Annotated in this window: 10 protein-coding genes; 4 read left to right on the forward strand and 6 right to left on the reverse strand. The window is 45.0% G+C overall.

What is annotated here, in order from left to right; genetic code table 11:
• Positions 1-3: 3 nt before the first annotated feature.
• From OSJ91_RS04960 to nikC, 6 genes are all read right to left on the reverse strand, one after another.
• Positions 4-702, reverse strand: a complete 699-nt coding sequence (locus tag OSJ91_RS04960) for a response regulator transcription factor (protein ID WP_057278356.1) — start codon at positions 700-702, stop codon at positions 4-6.
• The gene (locus tag OSJ91_RS04965; RefSeq protein WP_137017448.1) at positions 699-1,466 is read right to left on the reverse strand and encodes a sensor histidine kinase; all 768 of its coding nucleotides are present in this window, start codon (positions 1,464-1,466) and stop codon (positions 699-701) included. The genes OSJ91_RS04960 and OSJ91_RS04965 overlap by 4 nt, the downstream gene beginning before the upstream one ends.
• 88 nt (positions 1,467-1,554) lie before the next feature.
• Positions 1,555-2,544, reverse strand: coding sequence for an ABC transporter ATP-binding protein (locus OSJ91_RS04970; protein ID WP_485891124.1), 990 nt, complete (start codon positions 2,542-2,544; stop codon positions 1,555-1,557).
• Positions 2,544-3,566 (reverse strand): ABC transporter ATP-binding protein, encoded by a 1,023-nt coding sequence (locus OSJ91_RS04975; RefSeq protein WP_485891852.1) that lies wholly within the window; start codon positions 3,564-3,566, stop codon positions 2,544-2,546. The genes OSJ91_RS04970 and OSJ91_RS04975 overlap by 1 nt, the downstream gene beginning before the upstream one ends.
• A 12-nt stretch (positions 3,567-3,578) precedes the next feature.
• Entirely contained in the window at positions 3,579-4,499 is a 921-nt protein-coding gene (gene nikB / locus OSJ91_RS04980; protein ID WP_034304259.1) for a nickel ABC transporter permease, read from the reverse strand.
• A gap of 12 nt (positions 4,500-4,511) precedes the next feature.
• Positions 4,512-5,414 (reverse strand): nickel transporter permease, encoded by a 903-nt coding sequence (gene nikC / locus OSJ91_RS04985; protein WP_485891125.1) that lies wholly within the window; start codon positions 5,412-5,414, stop codon positions 4,512-4,514.
• 210 nt (positions 5,415-5,624) lie between these two features.
• Between nikC and OSJ91_RS04990 the strand changes: the two genes are divergently transcribed.
• The 4 genes from OSJ91_RS04990 (at position 5,625) to OSJ91_RS05005 (ending at position 11,925) form a co-directional block, all read left to right on the forward strand.
• A complete protein-coding gene (locus tag OSJ91_RS04990) occupies positions 5,625-7,181 on the forward strand; it encodes a glutathione ABC transporter substrate-binding protein (RefSeq protein WP_485891126.1) in 1,557 nt (518 codons plus the stop codon).
• Between the two features lie 66 nt (positions 7,182-7,247).
• A complete protein-coding gene (locus OSJ91_RS04995; RefSeq protein ID WP_485891127.1) occupies positions 7,248-8,720 on the forward strand; it encodes an amidohydrolase family protein in 1,473 nt (490 codons plus the stop codon).
• A 37-nt stretch (positions 8,721-8,757) separates the two neighbouring features.
• Entirely contained in the window at positions 8,758-10,299 is a 1,542-nt protein-coding gene (locus OSJ91_RS05000) for a chlorohydrolase family protein (RefSeq protein ID WP_485891128.1), read from the forward strand.
• A 60-nt stretch (positions 10,300-10,359) separates the two neighbouring features.
• Complete coding sequence (locus tag OSJ91_RS05005) at positions 10,360-11,925, forward strand: glutathione ABC transporter substrate-binding protein (protein ID WP_485891129.1); 1,566 nt, start codon at positions 10,360-10,362, stop codon at positions 11,923-11,925.
• Positions 11,926-12,134 lie beyond the last annotated feature (209 nt).

Consider the following 12,134-nt stretch of genomic DNA (forward strand, 5'->3'; position numbering starts at 1 on the left):
TGTTCATTTTCCTTTCTCGCGGAACTCCTTGGGCGTGATTCCCTCTATCTTCCGGAATAAAGTGCTGAAATAATGCTGGCTATTGAAACCCGATTTTTCAGCGACGTCTGATATGCTCCAGCTGGTGTTATTGGTTAAGGCCCTTTTTGCGGCCTTTATTCTATAGTGCATTAAATATTCCGAAAAGGAAGTGCCAACTTCTTCATGGAATTTCCTGCTTAAATAAGTCGGGTTGGTATGCACTTCACGGGCGATGTCCGAAAGGGAGAGTTTTTCAGCATAATTTTCATGAATGAATGAAAGTGAATGGTGAATTAGGGTTGAATAGTTATGGGAAGATTCCCTTTTGTCATACTTGGCCAGGACTTTATGCAAATCACTTTCTATTACAGGTTTCGTTAAATAATCAACCACGCCTATCCTGATGGATTGCTGGGCATAATCGAAGCTTTGATGCGCGGTCACCATAATGATTTCGACTTCTTTGTTTAGCGCCCTTAAGTCTTCACCAAATTCAAGACCCGATCGCCCCGGCAGATTAATATCCAGGAAAGCGAGGTTGATTTTATGATTTTGGTTGAGGGTCAGTGCCTGACAGGCATCAGCAGCTTTATGAAACTTCCAAAAAGGGTATATGGACTGAATCATATATTCCATTTGTTCAAGGACCAATGGTTCGTCATCAACTAATAATACATTCATTCCGGCTCCGCCTCCTCCAATTTCTTATCAAAAACCAGTGGCCATGATACCTCTACCTTAGTTCCCGATTCAGTAGAAGCTATATTCAATTGTGCACGGTCATTGAAATACAAATATAAACGCTTTTGGATATTATCCAGGCCATGGCCGCCTTCGTCCGTAACGAAAGATTCCTTTCCCATTAACCCATTATCCGCCACTTCCAGATACACCATCTGCGATTCCAGATAAAACCGGATATGCAGCAGGGCTTCACCCACTTTTTTTTCCAAACCGTGTTTAAACGAATTCTCCACCAATGTCTGAAGAATGAAGGGGGGAACAAGTGCGATTGCTAATGGTTCCGGGCAATCCATATCAATCTTGAGCCGATCACCGAAGCGAAGGGTCTGGATGTCGAGATAATGCTGGGTATACTGAATTTCCTGGGAAAGGGGGATCAATGGTTCTGATGCTTTATATTTGAATTTCAGGAATTGCGAAAATGCCTCTAAGGCCCGTATCAATTCTGCCGTCCTGTTCAGGCGGGCCAAGCCCAGAATGACATTTAGTGTATTAAACAAAAAGTGTGGCTGGATTTGCTGGTTCAATTTATTATATTGTGCTTCTTGCAGTGCTTGCTCCAGGCGGATCTCTTTGTTTTTATTTTCAAGAAGGTCGATCCTTTTCTCGAATATGAATAGAAATAAAAGAGCGATAGCTCCCATGATGGGAGCTAAAATGAAGAGCATGATAATTAAGGTGAATCCCTCGTAACTTAGCATGGAGAACCTCTGCTGGTTATATTTTTAAATAACTTGAATTATTCTGTTTATTAGTATCATACTAAAGACCCCTCCGGAAATCTACAGCTTATGACACAATGTGACAAGCCACTTGATGGTTTTGTGCAGATAGTTTCAGTTCGGGTAGCTGTGTTTTGCAGATATCCTGTACAAAAGGGCACCGTGTATGGAAGCGGCAGCCGTTTGGAGGGTCGATGGGTGAGGGTACATCACCCGTCAATAGGATCCGTTCTCTTTCATGCACAGGATTCGGTACTGGGATGGCCGATAACAATGCCCTTGTATATGGATGCTGAGGCTGTTCGAAAATGGACTTTTTATCGGCTATCTCGACTATCTTTCCGAGATACATGACCATCACCCGATCCGAGATATGTCTGACCACACCTAAGTCATGTGATATGAAAAGAAAGGTAAGGTCGAACTGGCGCTGTAAGGATTTTAATAAATTCAGCACTTGCGCTTGAATGGAGACATCCAGTGCAGAAACAGCTTCGTCACATATGATCAATTTTGGATCCACTGCAAGAGCCCGCGCAATGCCGATCCGCTGTCTCTGGCCGCCGCTGAATTCATGCGGGTATCTTTCCATGGATTCAGGTCTCAGCCCGACATGTCCCAATAATTCTTCGATCCTGCTCTTTCGTTTTTCTTTAGGGACTACATTTTGTATCGCTAATGCTTCTCCGAGAATTTGGCCGATAGTCTGTCTAGGGTTAAGGGAGGCAAATGGATCTTGGAAAATAACTTGCAAATCCTTCCTGGTACGCCTCATTTCTTTTTTTCCTAAACTCAGTAAATCCTTATCCTGAAAGTGAATGCTCCCGCTTGTCGGTTCATCCAATCGAAGGATGGCCCTTCCGGTAGTCGATTTTCCGCAGCCGGATTCGCCGACTATGCTTAAGGTTTCACCCTGTTTGATATCGAAGGTAATGTCATCAACGGCTTTTACATGATTGATGGTTCTTCCGAAAAATCCTCCCTTGATCGGAAAATATTGCTTCAATTGATCCACTTTAAGCAGAACCTTTTTCTCTGCAGCTGGTACACCCATCATTATACCCCCACCTTCTCTTGAGTGTCATATTCCTTCTCCCATTGGGGGGTGAACATCCAGCAGCTGACCTCGGTGCTTGGGCCGATAGCCTGGAGATCGGGTACGGCTTGTTCACAAATGCTCTTCGCATGTGCACAGCGGGGAGCGAAGCTGCATCCCTTGGGCATGTTGTAAGGACTTGGAACGGTCCCGGGAATTGTGGTCAGTTCTTCCTGGTCCATGTCCAGACGGGGAAGGGAGTTCAATAAACCAATGGTGTAAGGATGTTTTGGGTTTGTGAATATTTCCTTGGCCAAGGTGTATTCAACGATTTTCCCTGCGTACATGACAGCGACCCGATCACAGGTTTCGTATACGACACCCAAATCATGTGTAATCAAAATGACAGCCGTCCCGAAATCCTTTTGCAGCGTCTTGATCAGTTCGAGGATTTGGGCTTGAATCGTCACATCCAGTGCTGTTGTAGGTTCATCCGCTATTAAAACTTCAGGGTGGCAGGCAAGTGCCATGGCAATCATGACCCTTTGCCTCATTCCGCCGCTTAGTTCATGCGGCTCCTGTTTTGCCCTTTTTTCAGGTGAGGGGATTCCCACGAGCCGAAGCATGTCGACCGCTTTATTCCATGCTTCCTTTTTTCCCAGCTTTTGATGGAGCCGGATCGCTTCCGCAATTTGCTCGCCCGCTGAATATACGGGATTCAATGATGTCATCGGCTCCTGAAAAATCATCGAAATTTCATTCCCGCGTATGGACCGCATCTGTTTTTCAGACTTCGTAAGCAGGTCCTCCCCTTTAAAAAGGATGCTGCCGCCGGCAATCTTGCCGGGTGGCGATGGAATGAGCCTTAATAATGATAGTGATGTTATGCTTTTTCCGCTTCCCGACTCCCCGACGATTCCAAGCGTTTCCCCTTTATTGAGGGAGAAACTGATTCCATTGACTGCTTTACTCGTTCCTTCATCAGTGAAAAAGTGGGTTTGCAGATTTTTTACCTCCAGTATTTTATCATCATCCTGTTTCATCATCATACCTCCTTAGTTCAAGTCTATTCTTTTGTTAAAGTATCGATAGAGGACATCCACCGCTAAATTCATGAATACGAAGATAACGGAAGCGATGAGGACCCCGCCTTGGACCATCGGCAAATCCCTCGTTCTGATTGCATCGACTATCAATCTCCCAAGTCCATTGATGGCAAAAACGGACTCTGTCAATACTGTGCCGCCAAGGAGTGCACCGAACTGGAGGCCAACGACGGTGATGACGGGGATAAGCGCATTTTTCAGCCCGTGTTTATAAATGATGATATATTCTTTTAATCCCTTGGCTCTTGCGGTCCGGATGTAGTCCTGGCGAACGACTTCAAGCATGCTCGACCTGGTCATCCTGGCAACGATGGCCGCTCCGCCGGCCCCAAGGGTTATGGCAGGGAGAATCATGTGGCTGAAGGTTCCCCAACCTGAAACCGGAAACAAATGAAGGTTCACGGAAAAGAAGTAGATAAGCATGAGGCCCAGCCAAAAACTAGGTAACGAGATTCCCAATAAAGCAACGATCATGATGGAAATGTCAGCTGCCGAGTATTGCTTGGTAGCCGAGATGATTCCTGCGATCATTCCAAGCACAACGGTTATGAATATGCTGGCAAGTGCCAGTTCAAGGGTGATGGGCAAGCGGACCATGATTTCGTCCAAAACAGGGCGGCTGCTGCGGAGTGATTCCCCAAAGTCACCTTGAACGGCATGAAGGACATAGTCAACGTATTGATAGAGGATTGGACGATCCAAGCCAAGCTCATGCCGCAGCGATTCAATCGTTTCTTTAGTCGCTCCTTCACCTGCAAGCAGTGTTGCCGGATCTCCCGGGACCATTTGCATGATGAGGAAAACAACAAGACTTACTCCCAGTAATACCGGTATCGTTTGAAGTACCCGTCGGATAATGAATACGAACATTTTCTCTCCTCCTTATTTTTTCATTCTTGGATCCAGGGCATCTCTAAGTCCGTCCCCGAAGATGTTGAAACCAAGTACCAGTGTTGATATCGCTATCCCCGGAAACAAAGCGATGTGGGGGGCACTGAACAAATAATCCCGTCCGCTGCTCAGCATCGCTCCCCATTCTGGAGAGGGCGGCTGGGCACCCAGTCCCAGGAATGATAATCCGGCTGCCGACAGAATGGCCGTTGCCAGACGTAATGTGGCCTGAACGATGACAGGTGATAGAATATTCGGAAAAATATGTTTGCATATGATCGTGAAGTCAGTCGCTCCCAATGCACGAATGGCATCGATATATTCCAGCTTCCTGACTGATAGTGTGGAACCCCGTACAATCCGGGCAAACATCGGTATCGAAAAGACGCCGACCGCTACCATTACATTGATTAAACTCGGACCAAGGGCACTAATGATGGCAAGAGCAAGCAGTATTCCCGGGAAAGCCAGCAGAACATCGACAATCCTCATAATGACGGTATCGATCCATTTTCCGTAATAACCAGCTGTTAACCCGAGGAGTATGCCAATGAACGCCCCGAAGAATACAGAGACAAATCCAACCGTTAATGAAAGCCGTGTTCCATATAATAATCTGCTTAAAATATCCCTTCCCTTATCATCCGTACCCATCCAATATTCGGCTGACGGAGGCTGGAGTTTGTTGACTAAATCAATTTCATAGGGATCCTGCGGTGAGATCAAAGGGGCAAAGATAGCCAATAAAATATAAAAAAGTACGATGTACCCGCCTACCAATGCCAATTTATTTCGCTTGAATTTTTTATAAAAGGCTTTCCAGTGTCTTAGTTTCGGAGATTTTCTTTCTTTTACATTCAATTCGGTATTATTGATGACGACCTCTGGCTTCATTGGATTTCCTCCTTTTCTTTCATTCAATTTATTCAAAAAAGGGATTGAAGTAAATATGATGCGGAAAAGCAGTAAAGATAATTAAAAAATGAGTAAAGATTCTGAAAATATAAAATTCGGTTTTTTTTTATAATTTACAGTAAGCCCGATGTACTCATAGCTGAAAGTTACTTGGAGAAACAAAGGCAGGTTGAAAAGGGAGGAAATAGAATGAGAAAAGGTATGATTGGGTTGCTTTTTGCTTCTTTATTAGGCATCTCATCCGTTTTATCAGGGTGTGCAACAGAAGAAACCGGCAGTAAGGAAACAGTAGAAAAAGCAAAGGAAGGAGGTACGCTGATCGTCGCGCGATTATCTGATGCGACCACCCTTGACCCTCACTTCATAACAGACATTCCATCTGCAAACGTCGTTTATGAAAAGGTTTATCAAACATTGGTCGTTCCTGACAAAAACATGGATCCTAAACCGCTGCTCGCGAAAGAGTGGAAACAACTGGATGATGTCACGTGGGAGTTTAAATTGCAGGAGGGAGTCAAATTCCATGATGGGGCCCCATTCAATGCCGAAGCGGTGAAAACCAATTTCGACAGGATACTGGATCCGGCAACAGCTTCTCCGCAGGCTGGTAAATTGGAAATGATCAAGGAAATTAAAGTCATTGACGAAACGACCGTACAATTCAAGCTGAAATATCCTTATGCTCCGCTGTTATCGATTTTAGTAAGTAATGAAGGAAGCATAATCAGCCCTAAAGCGATTAAGGAAAATAGTGACAAACTGGCTCAAAATCCAGTTGGGACAGGTCCATTCGTTTTTAAATCGTGGAAGCCTGGTGAAGAAATCGCCCTTTCGAAAAACAAGGACTATTGGGGGGATAAGCCTAAGATTGATGGGGTGGTATTCAAGGTTGTCCCTGAAGATGCCACGAGGATTGCAATGATAGAAACGGGTGAAGCACATGTGACCGATCAAGTGCCAGTGACGGAGATTGATAGGATCGAAGCGTCAGGCACGATGGATTTATATCGCACGGAGGGACTTGCCGTTGAATACTTAAGCTTCAATGTTAAGAAAAAACCTTTTGATGATGTACGGGTCCGTAAGGCGGTCGCTCATGCCATCGAAGTCGATTCCATTATCAAAGGGGTTTATAACGACGTCGGCACGAGGGCAAATTCAACAATGAGCCCGAAGGTGTTTGGTTATGATCCGGAAATAAAAGGCTACGACTATGATATTAATGAATCGAAGAAGCTCTTGAATGAAGCGGGGGTCAAGGATGGTTTGGAGTTTACACTGACGACGAGTGATCGTAAGGAAAGGATCAATATGGCCGAGGTGATTCAATCCCAGTTAAAAGGAATCGGTATTAAGGTCAAGATTCAAGTCCTTGAGTATGGGGCTTACATTGACGCGACAGCCAAGGGCGAGCACCAGGTAGCGATAGGCGGCTGGGGCAATGCTACCGGGGATGGAGATTATAATCAATTCAATCTTTTCAATACCAAATCCCAAGGTGCTGCGGGAAATAGTTCATTCTATAGCAATCCGGAAGTTGATAAATTGATTGAAAATGCACGTAAAGAATCGGATGGCGATAAACGTAAGGAACTATATTCGAAGGCACAAGCAATTGAAAGGGAAGAAGTTCCATATGTTCCTATCCGAAACTATGAACACTTGGCGGTATACGGTGGGACGGTTAAAGGACTGTGGCTGAATCCGGCAAATTATTTAATGCTTGATGACGTAACCGTGAAGTAGGAATTCATCACAAAAGGAAGGCAGCATAAGGATGTTATGCTGTCTTCTCAATTAGGAGGGGAAAATATGATAGATTTACTTCTAATCCATGGGACCGTCATTACCATGGATCAAAACAGGAGAATTCTGCAAGATGGCGCCGTCGCCATACATCAAGGAAGGATTTTAGCCGTAGATTCGACCGAAAAACTGAAATGGAAGTATGAGGCAGTAAAAGTCATCGATTGCAGCCATCAGTGCATATTGCCTGGATTGATAGATGTTCATGGGCATGGGGGACATTCCATGTTCAAAACGATTGCCATGGAGAATATTGATTTTTGGATGCCGATCATGACGAATGTGTACAAGCATTTTGTTACAGATGACTTTTGGTATTACGAAGGAAAGTTATCCGCCCTTGAGAGATTAAAGGCAGGCGTGACGACTGGGTTGAGCGTGTTAGGATCCATGCCGCGGTCCGATGAACCGATTTTCGCCATCAATCATGCAAAAGCATACGCCGAAGTGGGAATCAGGGAAGTGGTATGCACGGGTCCTTGCAATCCCCCATGGCCCCATTCATTCAGCCGGTGGATCGACGGAAAGAGAGTGGTAAAGGAAGTTTCATATGAAGAAGTATTACAGGGGGCGGAAGCTGTAATCGAGGCGCTGAACCATGCAAATGAGGACCGCACGAGGGCCTTCATTACACCATTTGTCATCGTTACATCAGTGGATCCCTCGAATCCCACCTCGCCGGACAGGCTTTATGGGCTGAATGACCATGACCTGTATCAAGCGAAGAAAATAAGGGAGATTGCCAGGAAATATAACACACGCATTCACTCAGATGCCTTTGGCGGGATGATTCATTTAGCGATACAGGATAAGGAAAACGCCCTATTGGGTCCAGATGTCCATTTACAGCATTGTCGGGGCATTTCCTTTGATGAGGCAAGAATACTGGCTGAAACAGGTACCAACGTCAGTGCATCACCTGGATTTGGCCAGGTTCATGCCCGTACCCCAATAACTGAATTATTGGAGATGGGGACAACTGTGGCAATCTCCACGGATGGGACTTCCCCTTCCACAAGCTTTGATATGTTTCAGGCAATGAGGAAAACACAGTTTGTTCACCAGGCAGCGCTTAGGGACTACTATTATTTACCTCCAGGCAAGCTACTGGAAATGATCACGATAGATGCTGCGAAATGCATTGGCTGGGATGATGAAATAGGCTCCCTTGAAATCGGGAAAAAAGCGGATGTCATTACGGTCAATCTGCATCAGCCGCATCTGACCCCTGAATTCATGCATGTTCACCGGCTTGTATTTCAAGCAGTGGCGAATGATGTGGAGCATGTAATCGTTGATGGGAAATTGATCATGGAAGGAAGGGAAGTACGGACGGTCCATGAAAGTACAGTGCTTGATGAAGCGAATGAAGAAGCCTTTTCAACGATAAAGCGTGCGGGGCTCGAAAAGTATATGCAGCCGACGAAATATTTCTGGGGCCATGCCAGGGCCTATGTAGATGAAAAGCGATATGACTAACGCGAAGATGCTGCCGCGATGGTGAAAGGGGAATAAGATGAAAACCAAACTTAAAGGAAGATATGTAATTGGATATGATGGGTGCGATCATGTCATTTTGGAAAACGCAGAGATCGTTTATGAAAACGACACGATTTTGTATGTCGGAAAAAATTATCCAGAAGAAGTGGACGAGATAATGGATGCCGGTAATGCGATTATCAGTCCCGGCTTCATAGATTTAAATGCATTAGGGGACATTGACCATGATATTTTACATTTTGAAGCAAGTGCCGGTAGACAGAAGAATCTTCTTTGGTCAGAGAAATATATAAAAAGCGGACATCCTGAATTAATGACCGAGGAAGAAGAAGCGTTTAAATCACTATATGCTTATTCACAGCTCATTCTTCATGGCGTGACGACGGCGATGCCCATTACTTCCGTTTTTTATAAAAGCTGGGCTGAATCCTATGATGAATTGGCAGCTGCCGCAGAACACGCCGCTGGATTGGGATTAAGGATTTACCTTGGCCCAAGTTTCCAATCAGGAATGAGAGTCGTCCAGCCTGACGGGAAAATTAAACTGCATTGGGATGAAAAAGCCGGGGAAGCGGGATTACGGAAAGCGGTCGAGTTTGTAAAAAAATTCGATGGAGCCCATGAAGGAATGGTCAGGGGGATGCTTGCTCCAGAACGTATAGAGTCTCAAACGGCAGAGCAATTAAAACAGATTAAATATTACAGCGAAAAATTGGATGTACCGATAAAGCTTCATGCTGCACAAGGAAGTTTTGAATTCAACACCATCTGGGAAGCCCATCATGTTACACCGATCAGATATTTGTACGACCTTGGCTTTCTCGGTCCAAGAACAGGGATCCCGCATGCCCACTTTGTTTCAGGATATAGTAAAGCGAAATATGGACAGGGCGATGACTTGAAGCTGCTTGCTGAAACGAATACAACGGTGATTCATTGCCCTCTGATTATCGGGAGGCATGGGGAGGCGTTAGAATCTTTTGCTAAATATAAACGGGCTGGGATCAATATAGCCCTCGGAACGGACACATTCCCTCCGGATATGTTCCAGAACGTCAGGGCAGGCAGCATGCTCTCACGGCTGGCGGAAGGAGAAACGGAAGGCTCTGTCTATGCCGATTTCTTTCGGTCAGCCACACTTGATGCGGCCGCCTTTCTTGGCAGGAACGATCTAGGACGCATCGCAGCGGGGGCCAAGGCGGATATCATCGCGATTGACTTGGACGGTTTCCATATGGGGGTAATCGGTGATCCGATTCGAACCATGTTCGTAAGCGGCTCTGGGAGGGACGTTAAATTATCGATCATCAATGGAAAGGTAGCCATGAAGGATCAAATAATCCCCGATCTTGATTTAACGGAAATCAAATATAAGGGGCAACAATACTTTAATAAGATGAGAAAAGGATATATGGAAAGGGATTATCAGGAGCTTCCCGAGAAAGAATTGTTCAAGCCATCATTCAAGGTAGTGGAAACGATAAGCGATCCAGAAGCGATTTTTATGGAAACAAGTAAAGAAAATGAAAAACATAGTAAAGATATTCGAAATAAATAGTCAGAATATTTCCTATAATTAGATAAATGTTCGAAAAATGAAATTGGGAGGTAGAAGACCATGGGGTTAAAACGTAGGGCAGGAAAGCTTTTTCTAGTCATGATCATGGCCATCATCATTACGGGCTGTTCTTCTAACAATGACGTAAGCAAAACAGAAAGTGATCCGAACAGAGCATCAAACGAAGGGGGTACATTGGTCATTGCCCGCCTATCCGACGCTGAGAATTTGGATCAGCAGTTCATGTCCACGATTAACGCCGCTAGCGTCACTCACCATAAAATCTATGAAGGCCTTGTACAACGGGATGAGAATAGTGAGATACAGCCAATGCTAGCAGAAAAATGGAAGCAAATAAATGACACGACCTGGGAATTCAAGCTTAGGGAAGATGTGAAATTTCATGATGGCACACCGTTTAATGCAGACGCAGTAAAAAAGACATTTGATCGACTATTAGATCCGATGGTCGCTTCTCCGAGGGCGGTAGTATTCGATATGGTAAAAGAGGTGAAACCGGTTGATGAATTTACCGTGCAATTCATTTTGAAGGAACCTTTTTCTCCTCTTCTTTCGATATTGGCGAATCATGAAGGCGGAATCATCAGTCCGAAAACGATTGAAAAGTATGGCAAAAAGATTATCCAGGAACCGAATGGAACCGGTCCTTTCGTTTTTGATTCATGGTCTCCAGGCCAGGAAATCATATTGACGAAAAACGACAGCTATTGGGGAGACGAGCCAAAAGTGGACAAGGTCCTCTTCAAGGTCGTCCCCGAAGACTCCACGAGGATATCGATGATAGAAACTGGTGAAGCGCATATCGCAGAGCCTCTTCCTGTAGCTGTCATGGACCAGGTGGAATCTTCACCGGCAATGGATGTTTACCGCAGTGAAGGGTATGGAACCGAATATTTAGGGTTCAATGTCAATAATGAACCGTTCAATGATGTAAAGGTACGTAAAGCCATCGCCCATGCCATTGAAATGGACTCGATTATCAAGGGGGTCTTTAATAATGTGGGAGTAAAGGCGAACTCCTTGATGGGCTCTAAGGTATTCGGGTACAACGAAGATCTCGAAGCCTATGATTACAACCTGAAGGAAGCAAAGAAACTGATGGCCGAAGCTGGATATTCTGAGGGCTTGGATGCAACCATCCTGACAATGGACAGTAAAGAAAGAGTTAACTTGGCCGAGGTCCTGCAATCCCAACTGAAAGGTATCGGCATTAATTTGAAGGTACAGGTAATGGAGTACGGTTCGTTCGTGGAACAAGTGAATAAAGGGCAATCGGAAATGTTCATCATCAGCTGGAGAAACGCGACCGGCGATGCTGATTATAATCAATATAATCTATTTCATACGGATTCACAGGGAGCGGCCGGCAATACATTCTTTTACAGCAATCAAAAGGTTGATCGTTTAATAGATGCCGCCAGGAAGGAAAAAGAAGAAGGGAAGCGCAAAGAACTATACGCAGAGGCACAGGAAATCGAGATGGGCGACACCCCGTATATTCCTGTAAGGGTCATAGAAAATGTTGCTGCAGTCGCGAAAGATGTTAAAGGATTTTCAATCAGCCCTTCAGGCTATTTGGAGATAAATGACGTAACGATAAAGTGATGCGCAGATAAGAACAAAGGGTTCATCCAGTTGATTGGAGTCCGAAAAGTGAGGTGAAGGTCGAAAAAAATTCGTGAACGGTCGAATACAGTGCCTCAACGGTCGAATAAAATGCTGGGTAGGTCGAATACTGTGCGTGAACGGCCGAATAAAGTGTGGTTTAGGTCGATAAACTGCGTCAACGGCCCATGACAGTGCAGCGGGTCGAA

Source organism: Bacillus sp. T-10(2022), assembly GCF_056502895.1.

What these genes read in the sequence shown, in the direction of transcription:
- OSJ91_RS04975 (WP_485891852.1), bottom strand. Translation starts at nt 3,566, where the DNA reads ATGAAACAGGATGATGATAAAATACTGGAGGTAAAAAATCTGCAAACC.
- nikB (WP_034304259.1), bottom strand. Translation starts at nt 4,499, where the DNA reads ATGTTCGTATTCATTATCCGACGGGTACTTCAAACGATACCGGTATTA.
- OSJ91_RS04965 (WP_137017448.1), bottom strand. Translation starts at nt 1,466, where the DNA reads ATGCTAAGTTACGAGGGATTCACCTTAATTATCATGCTCTTCATTTTA.
- OSJ91_RS04995 (WP_485891127.1), top strand. Translation starts at nt 7,248, where the DNA reads ATGATAGATTTACTTCTAATCCATGGGACCGTCATTACCATGGATCAA.
- nikC (WP_485891125.1), bottom strand. Translation starts at nt 5,414, where the DNA reads ATGAAGCCAGAGGTCGTCATCAATAATACCGAATTGAATGTAAAAGAA.
- OSJ91_RS04960 (WP_057278356.1), bottom strand. Translation starts at nt 702, where the DNA reads ATGAATGTATTATTAGTTGATGACGAACCATTGGTCCTTGAACAAATG.
- OSJ91_RS05000 (WP_485891128.1), top strand. Translation starts at nt 8,758, where the DNA reads ATGAAAACCAAACTTAAAGGAAGATATGTAATTGGATATGATGGGTGC.
- OSJ91_RS04970 (WP_485891124.1), bottom strand. Translation starts at nt 2,544, where the DNA reads ATGATGGGTGTACCAGCTGCAGAGAAAAAGGTTCTGCTTAAAGTGGAT.
- OSJ91_RS05005 (WP_485891129.1), top strand. Translation starts at nt 10,360, where the DNA reads ATGGGGTTAAAACGTAGGGCAGGAAAGCTTTTTCTAGTCATGATCATG.
- OSJ91_RS04990 (WP_485891126.1), top strand. Translation starts at nt 5,625, where the DNA reads ATGAGAAAAGGTATGATTGGGTTGCTTTTTGCTTCTTTATTAGGCATC.